Source organism: Enterobacter cloacae complex sp. EB5 (genome assembly GCF_031432835.1).
Taxonomy (GTDB): Bacteria; Pseudomonadota; Gammaproteobacteria; order Enterobacterales; family Enterobacteriaceae; genus Enterobacter; species Enterobacter hormaechei_C.
The window spans coordinates 4,686,363-4,709,296 of the sequence record NZ_CP133860.1; the positions used below are offsets into that span (position 1 = coordinate 4,686,363).

At 53.2% G+C, this 22,934-nt stretch carries 22 protein-coding genes and 2 pseudogenes; 9 read left to right on the forward strand and 15 right to left on the reverse strand.

Annotated elements, in window-relative coordinates:
• Positions 1 to 110: 110 nt before the first annotated feature.
• A complete protein-coding gene (gene iraM / locus RHN82_RS22465; protein ID WP_047051878.1) occupies positions 111 to 482 on the forward strand; it encodes an anti-adapter protein IraM in 372 nt (123 codons plus the stop codon).
• Positions 483 to 869: 387 nt separating this feature from the next.
• Positions 870 to 1,094, forward strand: a complete 225-nt coding sequence (locus RHN82_RS22470; protein ID WP_047051868.1) for a cold shock domain-containing protein — start codon at positions 870 to 872, stop codon at positions 1,092 to 1,094.
• A 110-nt stretch (positions 1,095 to 1,204) separates the two neighbouring features.
• Here RHN82_RS22470 and RHN82_RS22475 read toward each other — a convergent pair whose 3' ends face one another.
• Positions 1,205 to 1,585 (reverse strand): YnfU family zinc-binding protein, encoded by a 381-nt coding sequence (locus RHN82_RS22475; RefSeq protein WP_310398596.1) that lies wholly within the window; start codon positions 1,583 to 1,585, stop codon positions 1,205 to 1,207.
• On the opposite strand from RHN82_RS22475, the gene RHN82_RS22480 reads away from it, so the two are divergent.
• The 3 genes from RHN82_RS22480 to tus all read left to right on the forward strand — a co-directional run bounded on the left by RHN82_RS22480 (position 1,521) and on the right by tus (position 4,332).
• On the forward strand, positions 1,521 to 1,748 hold the full coding sequence (locus RHN82_RS22480; RefSeq protein WP_006808923.1) for a hypothetical protein: 228 nt from the start codon (positions 1,521 to 1,523) through the stop codon (positions 1,746 to 1,748). The two genes, RHN82_RS22475 and RHN82_RS22480, sit on opposite strands and share 65 nt — an antisense overlap.
• A gap of 281 nt (positions 1,749 to 2,029) precedes the next feature.
• Positions 2,030 to 3,328 carry a two-component system sensor histidine kinase RstB gene (rstB, locus tag RHN82_RS22485; RefSeq protein ID WP_047051869.1) on the forward strand — a complete coding sequence of 433 codons (1,299 nt, stop codon included), beginning with the start codon at positions 2,030 to 2,032 and terminating at the stop codon, positions 3,326 to 3,328.
• Positions 3,329 to 3,402: 74 nt separating this feature from the next.
• Complete coding sequence (tus, locus tag RHN82_RS22490; RefSeq protein WP_047051870.1) at positions 3,403 to 4,332, forward strand: DNA replication terminus site-binding protein; 930 nt, start codon at positions 3,403 to 3,405, stop codon at positions 4,330 to 4,332.
• Here the strand turns inward: tus and fumC are convergent, their stop codons facing one another.
• Positions 4,333 to 5,727 (reverse strand): class II fumarate hydratase, encoded by a 1,395-nt coding sequence (gene fumC / locus RHN82_RS22495; RefSeq protein ID WP_017693543.1) that lies wholly within the window; start codon positions 5,725 to 5,727, stop codon positions 4,333 to 4,335. It lies immediately after the preceding gene.
• 182 nt (positions 5,728 to 5,909) lie between these two features.
• Positions 5,910 to 7,556: a class I fumarate hydratase FumA gene (fumA, locus tag RHN82_RS22500; protein WP_047051871.1), complete on the reverse strand. Its 1,647-nt coding sequence runs from the start codon at positions 7,554 to 7,556 to the stop codon at positions 5,910 to 5,912.
• A gap of 199 nt (positions 7,557 to 7,755) precedes the next feature.
• Here fumA and manA point away from each other — a divergent pair, with 199 nt between their 5' ends.
• Both manA and RHN82_RS22510 read left to right on the forward strand, forming a co-directional pair.
• Positions 7,756 to 8,931 (forward strand): mannose-6-phosphate isomerase, encoded by a 1,176-nt coding sequence (gene manA, locus RHN82_RS22505; protein WP_047051872.1) that lies wholly within the window; start codon positions 7,756 to 7,758, stop codon positions 8,929 to 8,931.
• 99 nt (positions 8,932 to 9,030) lie between these two features.
• Positions 9,031 to 10,557: a YdgA family protein gene (locus tag RHN82_RS22510; protein ID WP_047051873.1), complete on the forward strand. Its 1,527-nt coding sequence runs from the start codon at positions 9,031 to 9,033 to the stop codon at positions 10,555 to 10,557.
• A 102-nt stretch (positions 10,558 to 10,659) separates the two neighbouring features.
• On the opposite strand, the gene RHN82_RS22515 is transcribed toward RHN82_RS22510, so the two are convergent.
• Complete coding sequence (locus RHN82_RS22515; protein ID WP_017384586.1) at positions 10,660 to 11,688, reverse strand: Mal regulon transcriptional regulator MalI; 1,029 nt, start codon at positions 11,686 to 11,688, stop codon at positions 10,660 to 10,662.
• Positions 11,689 to 11,867: 179 nt separating this feature from the next.
• Between RHN82_RS22515 and RHN82_RS22520 the strand changes: the two are divergent.
• Positions 11,868 to 12,062, forward strand: a pseudogene (locus RHN82_RS22520) (PTS sugar transporter subunit IIBC); the annotation flags it as partial.
• Between the two features lie 139 nt (positions 12,063 to 12,201).
• Here RHN82_RS22520 and RHN82_RS22525 read toward each other — a convergent pair.
• From RHN82_RS22525 to RHN82_RS22575, 10 genes and pseudogenes are all read right to left on the reverse strand, one after another.
• Complete coding sequence (locus RHN82_RS22525; protein WP_047051874.1) at positions 12,202 to 12,525, reverse strand: hypothetical protein; 324 nt, start codon at positions 12,523 to 12,525, stop codon at positions 12,202 to 12,204.
• Positions 12,525 to 12,762, reverse strand: a pseudogene (locus tag RHN82_RS22530) (hypothetical protein). Before RHN82_RS22530 ends, RHN82_RS22525 begins: the two are co-directional and overlap by 1 nt.
• A gap of 82 nt (positions 12,763 to 12,844) precedes the next feature.
• Positions 12,845 to 14,119 carry a hypothetical protein gene (locus RHN82_RS22535; protein ID WP_063847263.1) on the reverse strand — a complete coding sequence of 425 codons (1,275 nt, stop codon included), beginning with the start codon at positions 14,117 to 14,119 and terminating at the stop codon, positions 12,845 to 12,847.
• Between the two features lie 58 nt (positions 14,120 to 14,177).
• A complete protein-coding gene (locus RHN82_RS22540; protein ID WP_017382566.1) occupies positions 14,178 to 14,411 on the reverse strand; it encodes a hypothetical protein in 234 nt (77 codons plus the stop codon).
• 107 nt (positions 14,412 to 14,518) lie between these two features.
• The gene (locus tag RHN82_RS22545) at positions 14,519 to 15,190 is read right to left on the reverse strand and encodes a hypothetical protein (RefSeq protein ID WP_059356093.1); all 672 of its coding nucleotides are present in this window, start codon (positions 15,188 to 15,190) and stop codon (positions 14,519 to 14,521) included.
• The gene (locus tag RHN82_RS22550; protein WP_022651029.1) at positions 15,191 to 15,505 is read right to left on the reverse strand and encodes a hypothetical protein; all 315 of its coding nucleotides are present in this window, start codon (positions 15,503 to 15,505) and stop codon (positions 15,191 to 15,193) included.
• Between the two features lie 43 nt (positions 15,506 to 15,548).
• A complete protein-coding gene (locus RHN82_RS24605; protein ID WP_080472258.1) occupies positions 15,549 to 19,340 on the reverse strand; it encodes a phage tail protein in 3,792 nt (1,263 codons plus the stop codon).
• Positions 19,341 to 19,349: 9 nt separating this feature from the next.
• Complete coding sequence (locus tag RHN82_RS22565) at positions 19,350 to 19,883, reverse strand: tail assembly protein (RefSeq protein WP_048982701.1); 534 nt, start codon at positions 19,881 to 19,883, stop codon at positions 19,350 to 19,352.
• On the reverse strand, positions 19,826 to 20,545 hold the full coding sequence (locus RHN82_RS22570; RefSeq protein ID WP_048982705.1) for a C40 family peptidase: 720 nt from the start codon (positions 20,543 to 20,545) through the stop codon (positions 19,826 to 19,828). Before RHN82_RS22570 ends, RHN82_RS22565 begins: the two co-directional genes overlap by 58 nt.
• Positions 20,545 to 21,249: a phage minor tail protein L gene (locus RHN82_RS22575; protein WP_023296451.1), complete on the reverse strand. Its 705-nt coding sequence runs from the start codon at positions 21,247 to 21,249 to the stop codon at positions 20,545 to 20,547. The genes RHN82_RS22570 and RHN82_RS22575 overlap by 1 nt, the downstream gene beginning before the upstream one ends.
• A gap of 164 nt (positions 21,250 to 21,413) precedes the next feature.
• On the opposite strand from RHN82_RS22575, the gene RHN82_RS22580 reads away from it, so the two are divergent.
• Positions 21,414 to 21,734 carry an aspartyl protease family protein gene (locus RHN82_RS22580; RefSeq protein WP_063847262.1) on the forward strand — a complete coding sequence of 107 codons (321 nt, stop codon included), beginning with the start codon at positions 21,414 to 21,416 and terminating at the stop codon, positions 21,732 to 21,734.
• 9 nt (positions 21,735 to 21,743) lie between these two features.
• On the opposite strand, the gene RHN82_RS22585 is transcribed toward RHN82_RS22580, so the two are convergent.
• Positions 21,744 to 22,864 (reverse strand): IS3-like element ISSen4 family transposase gene (locus RHN82_RS22585; RefSeq protein ID WP_085950818.1). Its coding sequence is split into 2 segments (ribosomal slippage): positions 21,744 to 22,606 and positions 22,606 to 22,864, totalling 1,122 coding nucleotides; the frame shifts between segments, so codons are not numbered across the junction.
• Positions 22,865 to 22,934: the final 70 nt, after the last annotated feature.

Below are 22,934 nucleotides of genomic sequence, written 5' to 3' on the forward strand. Positions count from 1 at the left end.
CAACCATATAAATAATATCGATCTTTTTCAATGGGTTACGCGTTTGCAGAAATCTAATTCTCATGCTAAACCTTATACTCTCTCAATTATTTAATGAAAGAGGTATAGCAATGTCATGGAGAGTCATTAGCTCGGTAATTTGTCCTAACACGGGAATCGTTTATTCAAGCATCTTGGGACTCAAGTTCTTGAAACTCATCATTTGGTATGAAAGCGATGTCTATTTGTACCCCGGCGACAGGATATATCCGACAAAAAATGGCGTCTTCATTAATGGTGTTTTCAAGCCTATATCGATATACAACATATCCCCTTACAACGAAATGTTGTGGAGTGAAATTAAAAACAAGATGGCCTGCCCATACAATCGAAACCAGCAAGAGGAGATATGCACATACGCGGTGCATTGCAACGCGCGGAAATGCCCGCATGGGTTTGCCACCAACCCACTGATTGTCAGCACAGGTAAATCCAGACATTAGCGAAAATCGGAAATATTGAGTTCATGATAATTAATATTTCTGCTGCGCTGCCTTTGTCCGGATAAATCTCCGTGACTACAGCCCAAATGCTCCTGTAGGGACATTTGGGCTGTAGTCACGCCTGGCAACTCTGGCTTCGTGTACTAAATTAATTTTTATCGTGCACTTTTAAGAAAGCCATCCGGAAGGCCAAAATAAAAATTGCTAATTAACCCTGCCCGTGCATTAATGGTCTCGTTAGTCCGATCCAATAATAGTTTGACACCTTGCATGACAATTCTCATAACCAGGCGCTATCGCTGATATCCCCTCCTTTTGAGTCCATACCTTAGCATTATATGTTTATTAGCTTTTCTATCACTTCGAAAATGTTCAAATGGGGTCTTTATGTCATCAAAAATTTTAGGTCTGGTTAAGTGGTTTAAGGAAGATAAAGGCTTTGGTTTTATCTCCCCTGTAGATGGCAGCAAAGATGTTTTCGTGCATTTCTCTGCCCTTCAGGGAGAGAACTTCAAAACACTTTTTGAAGGTCAGAAAGTCGAATTTATCATCGTAAGCGGTGATAAAGGCCCTGCTGTTGCGAATGTAACGCTTTGCGATAAATTATATTAACAAGGACCCGCGATAACGATGATAGTTTTCCCTGACCAGACCGGGCCTTGTTAATGAGGTCAGGCGATCTCAAAAGCATCATCTCTTCCACTTATTGTATGCGTATTTCTTCAGAGACGCTGAGAGGATTTAAACAAAGCGCTACAGTAGGGACAGACAAGTTGGGCCCCCTTTTGTATGCGAGTGAAACTGTGCTCTGACTCTTTAGCGCAGTTTGGACATGAACATTTGACTAAATAATTGCGACGGAGTTGCGAGTTTTTACGTCCCGACATAGGCTGCTCCTGAATGAAAAGGAGTGCCACCATACACGTTAAGGCAGGATATTGCTTGCTTTTATTTCCCAAAGCGCGCAAAAAATGGAAGGTAGTCTCACTTCTGGAACATTCATACCTTGCCCAATCACAAAGAGATGCAGAGTGATATATGAAAAAGGTGATCGTTTTTTTTAATGCCAATCCCAGCAAAGTCATTATCGTGCTTAAGGGCATAACGTCTGTACGCCAGACTTATCCGAATGGCGAAGAAATTAATCTTCAGATCATGACTGCAAGCTTTCCTTCGTTGACCGGCGATCATGATTCTCTCTATGTTGCTTCAGACAGAGAACTTACCTCTCAGGACATATCTGATGTTGCCAAACAATATTTATAATATTTTTGGACACGCGTCCGGTTTATAACACAGCATTTATTTCACTCAGAATGATAAAAAATACTCTCCATCATTATTATTGCCTGCTTAATGCAGGCTTTTTTACAACATTGCTCTTTAAATGTAACTATTCCGCATAATCGTGCTATTCACTTTGCTCCCTCTGTTTTCGAAGAAAGTGTATCATCAACCTTCTTCGCTCCTGTGGTGATATGGTTGTCCACGCAGGGCTGACGAAGTAAAGCCAGGTTCTTAATTGATTGATTTAGCGGTGCTATCCAATGAAAAAGCTGTTTGTGCAGTTTTATCTCCTGCTGTTTGTCTGCTTTCTGGTAATGACTATGCTGGTCGGGCTGGTCTATAAATTCACCGCAGAGCGCGCGGGCAGGCAATCCCTGGACGATCTGATGAAAAGCTCGCTCTACCTGATGCGTAGCGAGCTGCGCGAAATTCCTCCCCATGACTGGGCGCGCACGTTAAAAGAGCTGGATCTGAATCTGTCGTTTGATCTGCGTATCGAACCCATGAAGGATTTTGACTTAGCGCCGCCTGCGATGCAGCGTCTGCGCGACGGAGACATCGTCGCACTGGACGAGAAATATACCTTCATTCAGCGTATTCCACGCAGCCACTATGTCCTGGCCGTCGGGCCGGTGCCCTATCTCTATTACCTGCACCAGATGCGCCTACTGGATCTTGCCCTGCTGGGCTTTATTGCCATCTCGCTCGCTTTCCCTGTGTTCATCTGGATGCGACCGCACTGGCAGGACATGCTGAAACTGGAATCCGCCGCACAGCGTTTTGGGGAGGGTCATTTAACTGAACGCATCCATTTCGACAGCGGTTCCAGTTTTGACCGGCTCGGTATTGCCTTCAACCAGATGGCCGATAATATCAACGCCCTGATTGCCAGCAAGAAGCAGCTGATCGACGGCATTGCGCATGAACTGCGCACTCCGCTGGTACGCCTGCGTTATCGCCTGGAGATGAGCGAGAACCTCTCCGGGGCGGAATCGCAGGCGCTCAATCGGGATATTGGCCAGCTTGAAGCGCTGATTGAAGAGCTGCTGACCTATGCCCGCCTCGATCGGCCTCAGACGGAGTTGCACCTCAGTACACCGGATCTCCCCGTCTGGCTACAGACGCATATTAACGATGTGCAGAGCGTTAACCCTCAGCGAAAACTGCTGACAGCCATTACCCCCGGCGCGTACGGCGCACTGGACATGCGCCTGATGGAGCGCGTGCTGGATAATCTGATGAACAACGCCATGCGTTACAGCGAAACGACGCTGCGCATAGGTTTAGATTTGCAGGGAAGTCAGGCCATTCTGTGTGTGGAAGACGATGGCCCCGGCATTGAGCCGGCGGAGCGTGAAAAAGTTTTCGAGCCGTTTGTGCGCCTCGATCCCAGCCGCGATCGGGCTACCGGCGGCTGTGGTCTGGGGCTGGCTATTGTCCGTTCTATTGCCCAGGCGATGGGCGGTTCGGTTCGCTGCGAAGCGAGCGAGCTGGGTGGGGCCCGTTTCGTCTTTAGCTGGCCGATCTATCACAACATTCCCCTTCCCGTACCTGCCTGACCTAAACCGCACGCTGGCCTGACCCGGCGTGTTGTGCTATATCAGTAGTATGTTGTAACTAATTAAGGGCTACCATGGCAACTTACGATCTCATTGGAAGGCTTAACACCACATTTCGGGAAATAGAGCAGGCGTTACTGACCCTGACGGGGCAACTTCATGACTGCCGCCTGCTGGCCGCCCGCGTCTTTTCCCTGCCCGAGGTGGCGAAAGGCGCGGAACACGACCCGCTGAACACCATTGAGGTGACGCAGCATATTGGCAAGGCGGCGCTGGAACTGACATTGCAGCACTATCGTCGCCTTTTCATCCAGCAGCAGTCCGAAAATCGTAGCAGTAAGGCTGCCGTTCGCCTGCCCGGCGTCATCTGTCTGCAAACGGATGCCGCAACGCGTGAAGGAATTGAGACGCAGATTACGCATATCAATACGCTGAAAGCCGCCTTCGAGAAGATTGTAACCGTTGAGTCCGGGCTGGCGCCGGCTGCCCGTTTTGAATGGGTGCATCGCCAGCTTCCGGGGCTGATCACCCTGAATGCTTACCGCACGCTGACGGTACTGCGCCATCCCGCCACGCTGCGCTTCGGCTGGGCCAACAAGCACATCATTAAAAATTTCACGCGCGATGAGATCCTGGCTCAGCTGGAGAAAAGCCTGAAATCGCCGCGAACGGTCGCCCCGTGGTCGCGGGAACAGTGGATTGAACGGCTGGAGCAGGAGTACCACAGCATTGCCTCCCTGCCGGCTGATACCCGTCTTAAAATAAAGCGTCCGGTGAAGGTGCAGCCTATCGCTCGCGTCTGGTACGCCGGACAACAAAAGCAGGTGCAATACGCCTGCCCGACGCCGCTGATTGCGCTCTACGATGCCGATCAGGGTGCGGTGGTGCCGGATATCGGGGAACTGCTGAACTACGATGCTGAAAACGTTCAGCATCGCTATAAACCCCAGGCGCAGCCGCTACAGCTGATTATTCCGCGGCTGCACCTGTATGTGGCGCAGTGATTATCTGAGGCTGCCCACCATCGCTTCCGGGCGGACCCAGGCATCAAACTCGGCGTCCGTCAGGTAGCCCAGCGCCAGCGCAGAGGCTTTCAGGGTAAGCCCCTCTTTGTGCGCTTTTTTAGCGATTTCGGCCGCTTTGTCATAACCAATATGGGTGTTCAGCGCCGTTACCAGCATCAGAGACTCATTCAGCAGCTGGCTGATTCGCTCGCGATTAGGCTCAATGCCCACCGCGCAATGCTCGTTAAAGCTCTCCATGCCATCGGCCAGCAGACGAATCGATTGCAGTACGTTATGGATCACCATCGGGCGATAAACGTTAAGCTCGAAGTTACCCGACGCGCCGCCCATGTTAACCGCCACGTCATTACCCATCACCTGACAGCACAGCATGGTCATGGCTTCGCACTGAGTCGGGTTCACTTTACCCGGCATAATGGAGCTGCCCGGCTCGTTTTCCGGAATGCTGATTTCGCCGATGCCGCAGCGCGGGCCGGAGGCCAGCCAGCGCACATCGTTGGCAATTTTCATCAGCGAGGCCGCCAGCCCTTTCAGCGCGCCATGGGTATGCACCAGGGCATCACAGGTCGCCAGCGCTTCGAATTTATTCGGAGCGGTAACAAACGGTTGCCCGGTGATCTTCGCCAGCTCTTCGGCCACACGCACCGCGTACTCGGGATGGGTGTTTAAGCCAGTGCCCACCGCCGTCCCGCCGAGCGCCAGCTCCGCCAGATGCGGGAGGCTATTGTCGATATGCTTAAGGTTGTGCTCCAGCATTGCCACCCAGCCGGAGATCTCCTGGCCGAGCGTCAGCGGCGTGGCGTCCTGAAGGTGCGTACGACCAATTTTAACGATGTCGCGGAAGGCCTGCGCTTTCTCGTTAAGCGTAGATTTAAGCACGTTGAGCTGCGGGATAAGCTGCTCGCGGATAGCGATGACGGCCGCCACATGCATGGCCGTCGGGAACACGTCGTTGGAACTCTGGCTTTTGTTCACGTCATCGTTCGGGTGGACCTTGCGCTCCATGCCGCGCACGCCGCCAAGCAGCTCGCTTGCGCGGTTCGCCAGCACCTCGTTCATGTTCATGTTGCTCTGGGTGCCTGAGCCGGTCTGCCAGATGGCAAGGGGGAATTCGTCGGGATGTTTGCCCGCCAGCACTTCGTCGGCGGCATTGATGATGGCGGTGGCTTTATCGGCATCCAGCAGGCCCAGATCCTGATTGACTTTGGCGGCAGCGCGTTTGGTCAACGCCAGCGCCTGGATCAGCGAGACGGGCATTTTCTCTGTCGAAATGCGGAAATGCTCAAGCGAACGCTGGGTTTGTGCGCCCCATAGCTTGTCGGCCGGGACGTCGATGGCGCCCATGGAGTCTTTCTCGCGGCGATGCATTGTCATTACTTACTCCTTGATAACAAAGATGGGATTGCTCACATGCTTAAGAGATAAGTATTGATGACTTCTGAGAAACGTTATGGCGCTTTGTGCGCTCTTTTTGATGTCGGGTGGCGGCTGCGCCTTACCCGACCTACGCGAATGCAGGCCGGGTAAGCGTCAGCGCCACCCGGCAATTTACAGACTTACTTCACACACGCCGAACACTGGGAAGACTGGATCTGTTTGAAGAAGTCGTTACCTTTGTCATCCACGAGGATGAACGCCGGGAAGTCTTCCACTTCAATTTTCCAGATCGCTTCCATACCCAGTTCCGGGTACTCCACGCACTCCAGGCTCTTGATACTGCCCTGCGCCAGCACCGCTGCCGGGCCGCCTATGCTGCCGAGGTAGAAGCCGCCGTGCTTGTGGCACGCGTCCGTCACCTGCTGGCTGCGGTTGCCTTTCGCCAGCATGATCATGCTGCCGCCGTTGGCCTGCAACTGGTCGACGTAGGAGTCCATACGGCCCGCTGTGGTTGGGCCTAACGAGCCGGAAGCATATCCATCAGGCGTTTTTGCCGGACCTGCGTAGTAGATCGGGTGATCTTTAATGTACTGCGGCAGCCCTTCGCCGTTGTCCAGGCGCTCTTTTAGCTTCGCATGGGCGATGTCGCGGCCCACGATAATCGTCCCGTTCAGGGAAAGGCGCGTTGAAACCGGATACTGCGAAAGCTGCGCGAGGATCTCTTTCATCGGACGGTTCAGGTCCACGCGAACCGCTTCCCCCTCGCCCGCTTTACGCAGTTCTTCAGGGATGTATTTGCCCGGGTTGTTCTCCAGCTTCTCGATCCAGATGCCGTCGCGGTTGATCTTCGCTTTAATGTTACGGTCCGCTGAACAGGAAACGCCCATCCCCACCGGACAGGAAGCACCGTGACGCGGAAGACGGATCACGCGCACGTCGTGAGCGAAGTATTTGCCGCCAAACTGCGCGCCGAGGCCCAGGTTACGCGCTTCTTCCAGCAGCTCCTGCTCAAGCTGCACGTCGCGGAACGCCTGACCGTGTTCGTTACCTTCCGTTGGCAGCCCATCGTAGTATTTGGTTGAGGCCAGCTTAACGGTTTTCAGCGTGCTTTCAGCAGACGTACCGCCAATCACAAACGCGATATGGTACGGCGGGCAGGCCGCGGTGCCGAGGGTACGCATCTTCTCGACCAGATAATTCTTCAGCTTGCCCGGGGTAAGCAGCGCTTTGGTTTCCTGGTAAAGATAGGTTTTGTTGGCTGAACCGCCGCCTTTGGCGATGCAGAGGAATTTGTACTCGTCACCGTCGACGCTGTAGAGGTCAATCTGCGCAGGCAGGTTGGTGCCGGTGTTCACTTCTTTATACATATCCAGCGCCGCGTTTTGCGAATAGCGCAGGTTGTCTTCGGTGTAGGTGTTGTAAACGCCGCGCGCCAGCGCCGCTTCGTCACCGCCGCCGGTCCAGACGCGCTGGCCTTTTTTACCGGTGATAATCGCCGTGCCGGTGTCCTGGCAGGTCGGCAGAATACCTTTCGCCGCGATATCAGAGTTACGCAGGAATTGCAGCGCGACGTATTTGTCGTTCTCGCTGGCTTCCGGGTCGCTCAGAATATCGGCAACCTGCTGCTGATGCGCCGGACGGAGCATAAAGGAAGCATCGTGGAAGGCTTGCTGCGCCAGCAGCGTCAGCGCCTGCGGGTCAACTTTGAGGATCTCCTGCCCTTCAAACTCAGAGACAGAAACGTAATCGCGGGTTAACAGGTAATACTCGGTCTGATCCTGACTGAGGGGGAAAGGATCCTGATAATGGAAGGGTTTATTCGACATTGTTCTCTCACTTACTGCTTCGGTCTGTTTATTCAGGGCAGATGTTCCGCTGCCCGGCTTAAAAGCGAGTCAGCTTATCCTACACAATTTTTTAACAAAAACTGAGACTAGTACGACTTTTTACATCCGCAGGTTACTTCCATTCGGTTTATTGCTTTAATACGCGGAGTTAATTCCACATATGAATCAGGGCTTGATAATGCAAAAACTCATCAACTCAGTGCAAAACTACGCCTGGGGAAGTAAAACTGCGTTAACGGATCTCTACGGTATCGCCAACCCGGACAACCTGCCGATGGCAGAGCTGTGGATGGGCGCGCACCCGAAGAGCAGCTCAAAAATTGAAGATGCCAGCGGCCAGGTTCGTAGCCTGCGTGACGTCATCGACGCCGACAAAGCCGCACTGCTCGGCGACAAAGTGGCGAATCGTTTTGGTGAGCTGCCGTTTCTGTTCAAGGTATTGTGCGCCGACCAGCCGCTCTCCATTCAGGTTCACCCGAACAAAAAAGCCTCTGAGCTGGGCTTTGCCAAAGAAAATGCCGCCGGTATTCCGTTAGACGCCGCAGAGCGTAACTACAAAGATCCTAACCACAAGCCGGAACTGGTTTTCGCCCTTACCCCTTTCCTGGCGATGAATGCCTTCCGCGAGTTTTCCGAGATCATCTCCCTGCTGCAACCGGTCGCCGGGGCTCACAACGCGATCGCCCACTTCCTGGAAAACCCGAACGCAGAGGCCTTGAGCGAACTGTTTGCCAGCCTGCTGAATATGCAGGGCGAGGAAAAATCCCACGCGCTGGCGGTGCTGAAAGCCGCGCTGAACAGCCAGCAGGGTGAGCCATGGGACACCATTCGCTTAATTTCCGCGTTTTATCCGGACGACAGCGGTCTCTTCTCTCCGCTGCTGCTGAACGTGGTGAAGCTCAACCCGGGCGAAGCGATGTTCCTGTTCGCTGAAACACCGCACGCCTACCTGAACGGCGTGGCGCTGGAGGTGATGGCTAACTCCGATAACGTACTGCGCGCGGGCCTGACGCCAAAATACATCGACATCCCTGAGCTGGTTGCCAACGTGAAGTTCGTGGCAAAACCTCCTGCGGAGCTGCTTACGCAGCCGGTGAAAAACGGCGCAGAGCTGGACTTCCCGATTCCGGTTGACGATTTTGCCTTCTCGCTGCACGACCTCAGCGCAGACGAAACCGCCATTGCACAGGAGAGCGCCGCGATCCTGTTCTGTGTGGAAGGCGAAGCGACGTTGCACAAAGATAGCGAGCGTCTGGTGCTTAAACCGGGTGAATCCGCCTTTGTCGCGGCAAACGAGTCGCCTGTCCGGGTGAGCGGCACCGGTCGCCTGGCGCGTGTTTTTAATAAGCTTTAGGGACTTACTGAATTTTTTAACAACTCTTGCTAAGCTAGTAACAGGCGTTGTAACACCAGGCGGTTTTAACCGCCTGGTTTCATTTTAGGGATAATCGCAATGAAAAAATCGGTCGTAGCGGTAGGAGTGATTGTTGCTTTAGGCGTGATCTGGACGGGTGCTTCCTGGTATACCGGGAAACAGCTGGAAAGCCGTCTGGCAGAGATGATGGCGCAGGCAAACAGCGAGATTAAGCGCAGCGCGCCTGAAGCAGGTCTGGAGTTGAGCTACCAGAACTACCAGCGTGGCGTGTTTACCAGCCATATGCAGGTGGTGGTGAAGCCGGTTGCGGGTAATCAGAACGCCTGGCTGAAACCGGGCCAGAGCGTGGTACTGGATGAAGTGGTCAGCCACGGTCCGTTCCCGCTGGCGCAGTTGAAAAAGTTTAACCTGATCCCCTCTATGGCATCCGCCAGGACCGTACTGGTGAATAACGAGGTGACGAAGCCGATCTTCGATATGGCGAAAAATGAGTCGCCGTTTGAGATCAATACCCGCATCAGCTATGCCGGTGATACGCATTCCGACATCGACCTGAAAGCCCTGAATTACGAACAAGGCACCGATAAAGTCGCTTTCAGCGGCGGTAATTTCCAGCTTGATGCCGATCGCGACGGCAAGAATGTCTCCCTGACCGGCGATGCCGCCAGCGGCCTGGTGAATTCAGTCAATGAATATAACCAGAAGGTGCAGCTTACCTTCAACAATCTGAAAGCTAGCGGCAATAGCCGTATGACCGATTTTGATGAGCGTATCGGCGACCAGAAACTGAGCCTCGATAAGATTGCCATTGCGATCGAAGGCAAAGAGATGGCGGTGCTGGAAGGCATGGATCTGGACGGCAAGTCGGACGTGTCCAAAGACGGTAAAAGCATCAATACCCAGCTGGATTACAGCCTGAAAAGCCTGAAAGTACAGAATCAGGATCTGGGTACCGGTAAGCTGTCGCTGAAAATCGGCAACATTGACGGCCAGGCGTGGCACGAATTCAGTCAGAAATACAGCAAAGAGAGCCAGGCTCTGCTGACCGATGCCGCCCTGCAACAGAACCCACAGGCGTACCAGCAGCAGGCGATGACGGTGCTGTTTAATAACCTGCCGATCCTGCTGAAGGGCGAGCCGGTGATTACCGTTGCGCCACTGAGCTGGAAAAACGGCAAAGGCGAAACCAACTTCAACCTGTCGCTGTTCCTGAAGGATCCGGCCGCCGCGACCGGCGAACCGCAGACCCTGGCGCAGGAAGTTGACCGCAGCGTGAAATCGCTCGACAGCAAGCTGACCATCCCGATGGATATGGCAACCGAGTTCATGACGCAGATTGCGAAACTTGAAGGGTATGGTGAAGAAGATGCAGGTAAACTGGCAAACCAACAGGTGAAAGGCCTGGCGGCGATGGGCCAGATGTTCCGCATCACGAAGGTGGAAGACAACACCATTTCCACCAGCCTGCAATATGCTAATGGTCAGGTGACGCTCAACGGCGACAAAATGCCGCTGGAAGAGTTTGTCGGCATGTTTGGTATGCCGACGCTGGGGATGCCGGAACCGGCTGAACCGGCAGCGCCGCCAGCAGTACCGCAGCAGTAAACGAAAAACCCCTCGCATGAGGGGTTTTTTATTGCCGGGTGGCGGCTGCGCCTTACCCGGCCTACGATCCTGAGCCGTTGTAGACCCGTGCAAGCAAAGCGTTTACTTCACCGTCACTAACCGCGCAGCCACAATCTGATGCCCGGCCTGCACATCCGTATTTTCAATGCGCTGCATGATCCTGTCTGCCAGGGTATACCCCATTTCACGAGCCGGCGTCGTCGCCCAGACGATGGGGAGATCGTCTAACGCATTTTCACCGACATCCGCAAACGCCCCCAGCGCCACCTGATGGCCGAAGAACGTTTCTACCCCGCCCTCACCGCTCTGGCGTCCGGCGCGGATCAAACCGAACCACGCCCCCATCGCAATAACATCGTTATAGCAAATCACCGCGCTGATCGTCGGGCTGTTGCGGAGCAACGTGCCGATGGCTTCTGCGGCTTTTTTCTGACTGGATTCACACTCCACCACCCATTCGCTGTGAAACGGCAGGCCATATTTGATGAGCGTGGAGCAGTAACCGCCCACCCGCTCGGCACGCGTCAGGGACGAGCTTTTACCGCCGAGCCAGGCGATGCGCTGATGGCCGCGATGAATAAGATGCTCGGTCAGCATTTGCGCGGCCTGCATGTTATCTGGCCGAAGGGTATCGGCTTCGTCGAGATAGCTGGCGCGCGACGCAAACACCAGCGGTACGCCTTTCTGCGCCGCGCGCTCACACAATTCACTGCCCACGCCGGACGCGCCAGCTACGATCACCCCATCCACCCCTTGCGTCAGCAGCATATCCAGCCTGGAGAGCAGCTGCTCCGGTTCGCGCCCACCGTGGAGCAGGAAAACCATTCGCCCCTGAGCCTCAAGCGCCTCGGTAAGCCCGGCGGTCAGTTCCGCATAAAACGGCGACGTAAGGTCGCGAACGATCAGCCCTATCACCCCGCTTTGCCCACCGCGCAGCGCCGACGCCTGGCGATTACGCACAAAGCCCAGCTGCTCAACGGCCTCGTTGACGCGCTGACCCGTTGCAGGAGAGATGCGTCCCTTCCCGCTTAATACCAGCGAAACGGTGCTGACGGAAACCCCCGCCGCCAGCGCGACATCGTTGATGGTGATCTTTTTCGCTACAGCCATGTGGTGGCGTGACTCCTTGATAATGAGATCGCTAAAACGTTTTATCAATACGTTATCTTTATACTACCAGTAAAAGCCTGAGAATGTGATTTAGTGCGCACTAAAGTTTGATAAAACGTTTTATCTTCTCGCCCCATCGAGGTCGTTAAATCTCTTTCTACCATTTAAGGAGTCGTTTTATGACGACGAAAGCAGCACAAAAAATATCGCTGTGGGAGTTTTTCCAGCAACTGGGTAAAACCTTTATGCTGCCCGTGGCGCTTCTCTCTTTTTGCGGGATCATGCTGGGGATCGGCAGCTCGTTAAGCAGCCATGACGTCATTACCCTGATCCCTTTCCTCGGAAATCCGGTACTTCAGGCGATCTTCATCTGGAGACTATTAAGTCTTTTAACGAAGTGGCTTGATGTTGGATTGATGTGCGGTAACTTCTGCTATGTTGCCGCGATACGATTTGTCATGTGCAATGAACTAACGTCGTTTCGCGGTAACTTTATGCCCCACCCATGCCCCATCACATCACCGGGCAGCCGTCGTCATCGCTTACACGATTGATGAAGAACGTCACTCTGCCCAACACTTCCACCTCTTCCAGAGCGGTTCCCTCTATTGCCTCGCCATCATCCGTGATAAGTGACTTACCCATCAGTTTTGCAAACTGCGTGTGACCGTCGCACAAAATTAACAACACATCTCCAGGTGTCTTTTTCGTTGCTGGCTCTATGACCGCAAACCCCACATCCGTTTCAAGCACCCTACTATCAGCCCCCATATTGCACAGAATTGCTGGGGTTAGTCGGCGCTCAATGTAGTCTGTTGCTGGTGAAGGAAATCCCATTAGAGAACTCTCCCCATGTTACGCAGGATCCAGTACCTGTTGTCGCTACCGTCTGTCGTCTTGTCAGCGAAGCCTGGCTGAGTGCTCTATCCATGCATTGGCGTCGGCTCGGGTGAAGTGCCAGTTAAAACCACGCAACTTTTCTATAAAGCTGTCTGTTCTCAGGCAGCGGTAGCCCTTTGGGTTAAGCTCTATGGCCGCAATAAAGGCGGCCTGAATATCTGAAATTCGGGGCATAATCTGCACTCCCTTTATTACTGTGTTTATATACAGTATTTTCAGATGGAATGCAGATCAATTTGGGTTCGCCTATTAATTTTTAAGGCTGAATGACTGCTGGCTGCTCTGTCAGTTCCAGAGAAGCTTCAGAAGATCTTGTATTCCAAATGCTATCATCAGGCATGTCGAGGCGTACGTCGATCCAGCTGTTGGCCGGAACATCCATAGGAGCCCCTTTTGTTTTGACGATCTCCCCTTCATCGCTCAGCATGTATTTCCGCTTAAAAAGCCGAATCGTCAAACCACCGCTTTCGGTTTGCTCTGCTTCAACAACACCCAGTTCTCCCATTCCACCCGGGTCCATAGGCGGCAGCAATTGCCAGCCTTCTGATGCCAGGCCTGCCGAGCCGATAAGAACATACACCCCAACATCCAGCCGCGAGATTTTGATCCCTTCAGCCTCGGCGTTCGCCGTACCGCAGCCGCACCAGGTGAATCCATCATTTTCAACATCCGTACGCCGGTTCTCTCCCTGAGACTTAACGATTCTGGCAATGGGAGAAGCCTGCTTAATGGTTCCGTCAGAAGTTACTGTCGTATTTGAGGTTGTCCAGAATGTGAAATAACCGTCCTTAAAAGTGGGCAGATAGGTCACGCAAGTGTTATTTCCGCCTTCCCATTGCCGTGCAGCAATGAAGGTTTTGTTACCCTCACTACCGAATGTAACTACCCGACCATAAGTGCCGTTTGGCTGGGCAGTCGCCCATAAAGTAATTTGCGGATATGCTGCGGTAATTTTCAAAGGGCCAGTGAAGTTTTTCTCTCCTGAAATGGACTGGTTTCCTTCGATATTTACTGTTTTGTCTAAACCGAGGTTTGTGCGAGCGTCAGCGGCATTCTTTGCCCCGGTCCCTCCCTGCTCAATGCTGAGAGCTGTTTTCAGCCCAGAAAGGCTGGTAATGTCGCTGTTAGCCCCTTTCTTCGCCAGCGATTTTTGACCCGGTACGGTAACGGCAGTGCCATTGATAGTGATGGTGACATCAGATGTCCCGTTCATTACATCAGCGAACCCGCTCATGTAGCGCTGGTACATCGTGAAGGTTTCAGCGATATCCTGCGCCAGACCATCCACGCTCAGACTGTCACTCAGAAGAATGGCAAATCGGGTTCCGGCGGGAACTGCTGGGTTAGCCGCTGGCGTTACGGTGAGACTTGTTGCGCTGCCAATGGTGGTAATCTGAAATACCTGCACAGGGCTGGTCATTGCAATAACGGTACATCCGTTACGAATAAGAGATCCAGCAGCAGTGAAGTTTGTGCCGGTACCTGTAAGGGTATTTCCGCTGATGGCGATAGTGCCAGTAGTATAAATCATGTTTTCTCCAGGCAATAAAAAACCCCGCCGGAGCGGGGTTTGTTCAAAACTGAATGGGTTAGTGGCAGGTGGTGCTGGTGAACGTGTTGGCGCTCACCCATGACCAGTTAAAGGGATAACCGGCGCGGTACTGCGTCTGATTGTTTTGTTTACGGACTCCGTAGATCTGGACGCTGCTTTCCTGTCCGCCGACCAGGGCTGTTCCGGTGCATACGGGTTGCTGCTTCTCAATAACGCCAGCGCAACCGGAGAGCAATACCGCTACCGCCAGGCAAAGAATCATATTTTTCATAGTGGTTATATCCCAGGGCATTCATGAAACTACACAATAACAATATGAATCAATGGGATATAATTGATTTGATAGATCAATTATTCAAAATTGATCGCTAAAAACGATCAATCATAATTGGCGCAGTTAATGGCCATAATCACGTTCCTCAGATTCGAATAAGCAACGTTCTGAAGGTTGCCGCCTGGGGTTGTCTGCGGCCTGGCGAATATCCGCGTATTGCCTCCCTCAAGCTTTGCCATGCTCTTGTATATGGCCGAGTAGGGCTGCGGTTGACCGCCAGCCGATACAACCCCGGTAATTAGTCCCAGCATGGCAGGCATGCAGGCCCACTTCCCCGCCAGAGTTGTATTGATGTTGTATCCTGAGCTGGCATCCACCCCGGCGGTACCGAGGGTGACAACATCGCTCAGCGTGCGCGTTTCGTTTGTTAAAATCAGCGTCCCTGATGCATCCCACACAGCCAGCCCGTAGTCTGGCTTTGTCTGCGGGAAAATAGAGAAAAAATAAACGTACGCTGTGCCGGTTGCATTCGGTCTGAGAAATTCAATCGTGATGGTGTTCCCGCTTATCGTCTGAGTGATTTCGACCTCAACCGTGCAATGAACGAAGGCGACAACAGGCTGGCCTGCGGGGAATGTGTGCGTCACTTTGGTATTGAACCCCGATGTTCCCTGAAGTGCCGCTGTCTTTCGCGCCTGAAGAGCGATTGGCGAGCTGTTCGCGGTCACCCATACTTCCCCGCTCGTGGTCGTCAGTAAAACGCCATACTCCGCCATTTATGCCCTCTCGATCTGGAAAATGAGATAAGCCGCTGCCGCAGGCTCAGTCCCTGCTGAGTAGTCGGTATCGCCTACTGCTGACACTGTTGCTGTTCCCCCTGAAATGGTGATCTTCCTCCGACTCGTACCAAACTGATCGCCGTTCATGCTCTGAAAATAGGTCAGCCTGCAACCCGGTGGAAGCGCTACGGTGTAAGAGCCTGTTTTCTGGTTCTGGGCCAGCTGGAGATAGCCACAAACGCTGACAGGCTTAACGCCATAGTTATTTACATTGCCTGAGGCGTCCCATGTCTGAACACCATATTCCGCCATCCAGTCCTCCTGAAAAAAAAGAGGCCCCGTAAGAGACCTCCCGTTACCATGTTCCCGTGATTCTCCCGATCTGCACCCTCAACACATTGTTGGCATCCTTGACACTGATCGTTTGATTAGTCTGCTTCATGGCTCCCTCACCAGCTGTCGAACCGTAGTTCTCAAACGTACCTCCCTTATCCAGCCTCCATCCGACTGAGCCAGCGACATAGTTATTGGACTGGATGTAGTTGCCAATCTTGGCGTTGCCGATGGTGCCGTCCTGAATGAAGGTTTCCCGGATAAACACCTGCCCGTTCTGGATAACGAACGGCAGTGTAACCGCTCCCCCCGCCTGCGCCATGACGGCGAAGCGATCCGCCAGGAATAGCACCTGCGACTGCATGCCCGATGGAGTGTTTTCTACACCGATCCCCATTCCGGCGGCATACTGCTTTCCATTCGCGTCCACGGCAACCTTGATGCTGTACATCGCCTTCAGGTCACCACTAACGTTTGCTATCGCCTGAGCGTTAGTGCTGATCGCTGAAGTGTGCCCGTTGATGGTCGCCGTGATGCCGTTTATCTGCGTGGCCGTGGCCTGCTGGTAATCGGAGAACGTCTGATTCAGGTTGTTGATTGCTGCCTTGTTGCCGTTCACGTCAGTCTGCAAACTCAGCAGCGAACGCGATGTTGCCTCCCTGTCGCTTGCCATAACATTATCAATACGATCGATGCTGGCCTTGCTGTCACCGTACTGCGCGCTGAGTGTCATCCGCTGATTAACCTGCGCAAGCGTACTCGTTATTAGCGCGATGGAGTTACTCTGAATGCCGCCGCTGGCAGTATCTGTCCTTGCTCCCAGTTCCTCCAGACGGGATGCCATTGATGAAGTCGTGTCGGTGACAACCTGTCGCAACGTGGTGATATCAGCAGTATTTTGCGAGCTGACTTGCTCGGCCGCATCTGCCTTACCTGATGCAGCGTCAGCTTTACTCGAAGCCGAATCAGCTTTATCAGAAATGACCTGAGTACTCGCAGTAAGCTGGTCGACAGCTGTCGCCCTCGCCTGCGTTTCATCTGACAGAGCCTGCCTTACCTCGGTAATTCCCGCCTCGTTCTGCTCAGTTTTTGCCTCAAGACGAGTAACATCCGTGACGCGAGCCTCTGTCTCAGTGGCGATCACCTCCCGGAGCTGTTCGAAGGTCGCAGAGTTAGCGCCCTGTTGGGCTGTCTGGCGCACGACAACATCGGCAATAGCCAGCGCGTTTCCGATGATTGCTTCAGCGGTCTGCTTGTTCGAGCCAACCGCAGCAGCAAGGCCGTCTGCGTTCTCTTTGATTGCATCAGCCAGTTCTGCCAGTTTTCCGCTGCTGTCTACCGCGTTCTCGATCATGTCTTTGAACGTATCAGTCTCTTTAATCTCCTCCAGGATTGCATCGGTGATATCACTGAAGTCGTCCGTTGGTTTTCCAGAAGCCTCTACAAATCCTGAAACGCCAAATGCATTACGAGTTCGAACATAAACGTAATAAACATGGTCAAACTTAAGTTTTTGGATGGTCCACTGATTGCCACGGCCAAGGAATTGAGCTTTATTCTCAATGTCGTCGGACAATGGAATCGGAGTCTCACCTGCGTACCAAAATTCAAAAGAAGTATCAGATGTGGCAGTAACAGACATGACCGGAACTAAAGTGGCCTGAAGTGGGCCAGGTATCCACTGAACGGAGTTAGGAGCCTTTGGCGCGCCTATAATAAGACTCACCTGAGTTTCGGCGCCTTTCATCCCGTTTTCATTGCGCCCACGAACGCCGAGCGTGTAGCTACCGGCAGCAAGGCCGTAAAACTCATACCGGAACTGGTCAGTTTCGTACTGAGATACCAGCTTCCCATCAGCACTGTAGATGTACAGCTCAAACACCAGCTTTTTAGTAGTGGTTGCCGTCTCCCACGTTGCTGTAACCTGGACGGTCTCGGTGTTTGTGTTCAGGATTCGCAGGTTTTCCACGTTAGGCACGCGGTAGCCGTTCAGCGTATCGCTGGGAACTTCAAACACTGCACCCTCGTCAACGATGGCCTGTTTGTTGGGGTCGTGCAATGAGGCCGTTATGCTGTATACGGAGTTGTTTTCCGTTTCGGCAACGCTCAGTATCCGGAAAAGGCGAATCGCAACGCTTGCGGTTGAAATGGCAAATACAGTTCCCGCCCTCACCCATTCAGGTTCGTTTTTGAGTGTGACGTTGTTTCCGTTAACGCCATCAATCTCATAGCGAGAGAACTTTCCGTCCCTCCCCATAATCGACATAGTGGAGCCGTCCGTTACTACCGAGGAATCAACCGCGTCAACCGTTATCACCCTCCCGGAATGAGAAACAATTCTCCCCCCGAGGCGAGTTCCTGCGTAGTCATTATCCATGACCTCAACGATATCACCCGGCGTGAAGTGGATAGCATCGCGTGCCATCTGGAAAGACAGTCTGCTGCTTTCACGCTTTGCTGTTTCCAGCAGCCATTTACCTGCCCGCCATGCCTGTCCGCGAGAGGTGCAGCCAAACGCCTCCAGAGTGGTTTCGTTGTAGTTCCCTTTGGCTATCATCTCATCGTCGGAAACGTACTCTTTCACCTGCTCCCATCCGTTGTCGGGGTCAGTCCAGGACACTACAACCGCATTGTATTTCTCTGAACGCTTTACAGAGCTTCGTTTGAACTCGCCATTCACAACGTTGGCGTTCGTGATTGTCGCAATCGGATCCTGTGGAGCGTCCAGCATTACGGACAGGCGCAGGCCGTCCCACAGCGCAATGCCACGGAACATGCTCGCTATCTTGTCGAGAATGTCTCGCGCACTCGCCTGCTCTGTGATGTAGGCGTTGAGCGTCATGCGTGGCTCTTTGCCGCCATACCCATCATCTACAAGCTGATCGCAATATTGCGACAGAATGTAGAGTGCGCCATCGTCAACATCGATGTATCCGGCGCGTTTCGCCAGGCCAAATCGGGTGTTTTTCGCCAGCTCACGGAACAGCCACGCCGGGTTGTTAGTCCATGCCTTTTTGAAGCCCCCCGTCCACAGCCCGGAGTAAGTTCTGGCAATTGGCTCGTAGTTATCCGGTACGTCAACGATCAGCCCGCGAAGATGATATGTGCGGCTCGGCGTGTCGGTGTACTGGTCACGGTCGATGACTGAGCCGGCAACAGCAGAGAACGGATAGCTAAGGTTGTCGTCGGTGATCTCGCTGTAGCTGTTCCAAACAGTCCCGTTTGACAGCAAATCGCTGCTGCTGTCAGGCGTAATGCGGCGAACGCGGATATCAAACGGTTTGGTGTCGGGGGCATCAATGACGTGCGCCTCAAGGTACTCGCCAGAGATTTTCCCTGTAATCGTCACCGTCTTCTCCATGACCCAGCCCGACGAGCCAGTTCTGGTCTCGATAACCATCGTTACAGAGGTGTTTTTCTGGTTACCCTTGGAGTCCTGCTCCATGAGCCCGGTGACGCCGATGTTAAAACGAACGCGGGTCACGTCCTGATCTGTCACGGTTCTAACCAGCGGGGTATCGTAAGTGACCTCAGTGTTAACAATGGTCGTCGCTTCGATTGCAGAGAAGCCGTTGATTGGCTCCTGAGTTTCCGATCCAGGTCGCCAGGCAACACTAATGCCGTTCACGTTGACATTACCGTTCGAGTCAGTGATAGGCGTCTTATTAAGCTTGAATGAAGACAGGTGCTCCTGATCCACCGGGCCCGCGATTGGCCCCTCAGATATCAGATCCAGTACCCGATAGAATTGTTTTGATTTGAGGTTATCGTCGAGTAGTTTTGGGGTTGATGCTTTACCGCCACCTGAAGACATAGCGCCACCTTAGCTGATTGATTCTTCCCAGTCGGAATTATTAGATGTGTCGATCCCGAGACTTATTACGTTGCTGCCGACCTCCATCTCGCCGAGGAGTATGGGGACAGGATGCCCCTGTCCGACCCTGTTTTCTGCACTGGTAAACGAGTTATTCGTGAGGGTGTTTGTTTCGGCCGCTTCCGCTGAAGTTTTGCTTTTCATGTTCCGGGACATGTAGATGGAGTAAGCAACCGAGGCGGCAGAGAGCACCAGTGAGGCAATGAGAACTATCGTACTGGTCTCAAGTCCCGCCCCCTCAACCACCGGGACAAACAGCACTACAGAGCCATCCTTCAGGCGCCGATCCATGTGCCACTGCACCGAAGACGTTTCAACATCCTCACCCGCCACTCGCATTCTTACTCTGGCGTTCAGGAATGCTTTTTTGAACTCATGATTCTGAGCAAGCAAAAGACGAATGCCCTGGGCAGGGGTATCAACGCTCAGCTCGACTTTGCGGAAATGTCGGCGTAAATGCCCTGCAAATTTAAAGATGAGCACTGTTCATGTCTCCATATGGAATGCATCTGCTTAACGTATGCCGGGCGCATTGGTTCTCTCCGACTAAGGTGTCCGGCATGGTCGTGATGAAGTACCATGTTGCCATCGAGCAGAATCATTGCGTGGCAAGGGTCGGCGCCGGGGAATGGCTGCCTGATTATTACGTCACCTGGCAGCGCTTCTCCCGGCGATACCTGATTGAAGCCATTGCGCGACATGTTGTTCAGATAGAGATTCTCCCCTCTCAGCCACCAGCCATTCGTCCTTTCGAAGTCAGGGAGGTCAATGCCGCACAGGTGATACGCATCACGGAATAGCGTGTAACAATCAGTCACTCCGTGCTCGAACCGCCTCCCCAAAAGGTAATCCAACGGCCTGAACGTTCTGATTTTCCCGTTACAGGCCAGCACCCATGGAAGGCCCGATGCAACCTGGCATTTACGGTCGGATCCGGACAGAACCGGGCTGTTCATTGGGTGAGAGTGGAATACCGCAGTCACCTCTCCAGCCTCCTCGGCCGCCAGCCAGTCATCATCACTGATTCGGAAGTGCTTTCCAGGTTCCGGGTGAACATTCCGACAGCGGAACAACTGCCCGCCATCCAGGATTAAGCCGCACACCTCATCCTGCGACGATGCCGCATAATCGAGTAATTCCTGCATCATGAAACCTTCTGAGAGCCGGGGAAGCTGCTGATTGGCATTGGTTCCGGTCGTGGATAACGGAAGCGGCAGCCGCTACGGCGGTGAGAGCACTTATCTTTCGCCGGGTCAGTGGTTGGATTGTCGCGCTCGTCTGCAACCGGCGGCCCGTCATATCCGCACCCGACGCCGCGATACTGCCACTGGCAGACGTCGGCAAGGATGGTTCGCGCCGGGATGATAGCGTTGTCGCAGTCAATCGGTGTCGCCAGCGTGTAGGTCACCTGCTCGAACGTCTCTTCCGTCATCTCCTCAACAACGTAGCGGGAAACCGCTTCCTGCGTCGGATCTGCGTCAGGGTTGCCATTGGGGAAGTTCACCGCGTCCAGGTATTTCACCGGAACCTGACGGCGGGTGATCACCACCCCAAGCATGTCGTCGAAGTCATGGTTTATGCCCGTCAGTAAACCCGTGACGTTCGCCACCACCATTGTTGGCCGGGCATATGTGCCTTCGTTCTTTGACTCGAACCCTTCGACTGCTATCGGGTATGCCTGATACTGATTCCCCTTCCAGATCACATTTCCGTAATATCCATTGGTGCCGGAATGGAACCGGATAAGGTCTCCGCCAAAGGGTTGCAGGTCGGCTTCGAACAGGTCGATAAACGCGCCTACTCCGGCGTCGACGCTATCAATAATCATACTGGCTGGTATGTCGCGCACGGCAAACTCCCATAAAAAAAGCCACCAAGTGGTGGCTACTGTTTGAATATCAGGATGTTGCTTACTGATAACCCTGGTTAACGTGTAAGCTCAGCCCGTCAGTGGTGGGACACTGATTCACGCAAAGAGGAGGAATGGCTGAATAACTCTTCGAAGGAAAAAGGATGATCACCAAAGTAAAAATCAAGTTTATTTCCCCTATTGATGGATCGGTATCAGATACCCCCACGGAGCATGCAATTCCCGTAGTTCCATTGACAGTATGGCCAAGTAGCTCAAAAGATATAAACGTTTATAAACCAAATGGATTGAAGGCTGGTGCCTACGCACTTATAGATACCGGAGCAGATCTTTGCTATGTGGATTCAGACTTTGCTGACGATTTAAAACTCCCAATCGCGGAAAAAACAACTGTGAGCGGAGCCACCTCAACAATAGAAACTACAGTTCGGCATGCGGTAATATTGACCTGCCCCCACGATTAGATACAACACTCAGTTAGTAACGTCGGAATCTTCATTCTCAGAATGACCCTTTCTCCAGCCCGCTGCAAATTCAGACGGTGTCTGATAATTCAGCGTGGAGTGCGGGCGGCATTCGTTATAATCCTGCCGCCAGTCATTAATAATTTTCCTGGCATGAACGATATCGCTGAACCAGTGCTCATTCAAACATTCATCGCGAAATCGTCCGTTAAAGCTCTCAATAAATCCGTTCTGCGTTGGCTTGCCCGGCTGGATTAAGCGCAACTCAACACCATGCTCAAAGGCCCATTGATCCAGTGCACGGCAAGTGAACTCCGGCCCCTGGTCAGTTCTTATCGTCGCCGGATAGCCTCGAAACAGTGCAATGCTGTCCAGAATACGCGTGACCTGAACGCCTGAAATCCCAAAGGCAACAGTGACCGTCAGGCATTCCTTTGTGAAATCATCGACGCAGGTAAGACACTTGATCCTGCGACCGGTGGAAAGTGCGTCCATGACGAAATCCATCGACCAGGTCAGATTGGGCGCCGCCGGACGGAGCAGCGGCAGACGTTCTGTTGCCAGCCCTTTACGACGTCTTCTGCGTTTTACGCCCAGGCCACTGAGGTGATAAAGCCGGTACACGCGCTTATGATTAACATGAAGCCCTTCACGGCGCAGCAACTGCCAAATACGACGGTAGCCAAAACGCCTGCGCTCCAGTGCCAGCTCAGTGATGCGCCCTGATAAATGCGCATCAGCAGCCGGACGGTGAGCCTCATAGCGGCAGGTCGACAGGGATAAACCTGTAAGCCTGCAGGCACGACGTTGCGACAGACCGGTCGCATCACACATCAACATCACGGCTTCCCGCTTCTGGTCTGTCGTCAGTACTTTCGCCCAAGAGCCACCTGAAGCGCCTCTTTATCCAGCATGGCTTCGGCAAGCAGCTTCTTGAGTCTGGTGTTCTCTTCCTCAAGCGACTTCAGGCGCTTAACTTCAGGCACCTCCATACCGCCATACTTCTTACGCCAGGTGTAAAACGTGGCATCGGAAATGGCATGCTTGCGGCAGAGTTCACGGGCGGGTACCCCAGCTTCGGCTTCGCGGAGAATACTGATGATCTGTTCGTCGGAAAAACGCTTCTTCATGGGGATGTCCTCATGTGGCTTATGAAGACATTACTAACATCGGGGTGTACTAATCAACGGGGAGCAGGTC

Excerpts from the sequence above, each read along its gene's own strand:
- iraM (WP_047051878.1), top strand. The coding sequence starts at position 111 with ATGTCATGGAGAGTCATTAGCTCGGTAATTTGTCCTAACACGGGAATC.
- RHN82_RS22470 (WP_047051868.1), top strand. The coding sequence starts at position 870 with ATGTCATCAAAAATTTTAGGTCTGGTTAAGTGGTTTAAGGAAGATAAA.
- RHN82_RS22480 (WP_006808923.1), top strand. The coding sequence starts at position 1,521 with ATGAAAAAGGTGATCGTTTTTTTTAATGCCAATCCCAGCAAAGTCATT.
- RHN82_RS22475 (WP_310398596.1), bottom strand. The coding sequence starts at position 1,585 with ATGCCCTTAAGCACGATAATGACTTTGCTGGGATTGGCATTAAAAAAA.
- rstB (WP_047051869.1), top strand. The coding sequence starts at position 2,030 with ATGAAAAAGCTGTTTGTGCAGTTTTATCTCCTGCTGTTTGTCTGCTTT.
- tus (WP_047051870.1), top strand. The coding sequence starts at position 3,403 with ATGGCAACTTACGATCTCATTGGAAGGCTTAACACCACATTTCGGGAA.
- fumC (WP_017693543.1), bottom strand. The coding sequence starts at position 5,727 with ATGACAATGCATCGCCGCGAGAAAGACTCCATGGGCGCCATCGACGTC.
- fumA (WP_047051871.1), bottom strand. The coding sequence starts at position 7,556 with ATGTCGAATAAACCCTTCCATTATCAGGATCCTTTCCCCCTCAGTCAG.
- manA (WP_047051872.1), top strand. The coding sequence starts at position 7,756 with ATGCAAAAACTCATCAACTCAGTGCAAAACTACGCCTGGGGAAGTAAA.
- RHN82_RS22510 (WP_047051873.1), top strand. The coding sequence starts at position 9,031 with ATGAAAAAATCGGTCGTAGCGGTAGGAGTGATTGTTGCTTTAGGCGTG.
- RHN82_RS22515 (WP_017384586.1), bottom strand. The coding sequence starts at position 11,688 with ATGGCTGTAGCGAAAAAGATCACCATCAACGATGTCGCGCTGGCGGCG.
- RHN82_RS22525 (WP_047051874.1), bottom strand. The coding sequence starts at position 12,525 with ATGGGATTTCCTTCACCAGCAACAGACTACATTGAGCGCCGACTAACC.
- RHN82_RS22535 (WP_063847263.1), bottom strand. The coding sequence starts at position 14,119 with ATGATTTATACTACTGGCACTATCGCCATCAGCGGAAATACCCTTACA.
- RHN82_RS22540 (WP_017382566.1), bottom strand. The coding sequence starts at position 14,411 with ATGAAAAATATGATTCTTTGCCTGGCGGTAGCGGTATTGCTCTCCGGT.
- RHN82_RS22545 (WP_059356093.1), bottom strand. The coding sequence starts at position 15,190 with ATGGCGGAGTATGGCGTTTTACTGACGACCACGAGCGGGGAAGTATGG.
- RHN82_RS22550 (WP_022651029.1), bottom strand. The coding sequence starts at position 15,505 with ATGGCGGAATATGGTGTTCAGACATGGGACGCCTCAGGCAATGTAAAT.
- RHN82_RS24605 (WP_080472258.1), bottom strand. The coding sequence starts at position 19,340 with ATGTCTTCAGGTGGCGGTAAAGCATCAACCCCAAAACTACTCGACGAT.
- RHN82_RS22570 (WP_048982705.1), bottom strand. The coding sequence starts at position 20,545 with ATGCAGGAATTACTCGATTATGCGGCATCGTCGCAGGATGAGGTGTGC.
- RHN82_RS22580 (WP_063847262.1), top strand. The coding sequence starts at position 21,414 with ATGATCACCAAAGTAAAAATCAAGTTTATTTCCCCTATTGATGGATCG.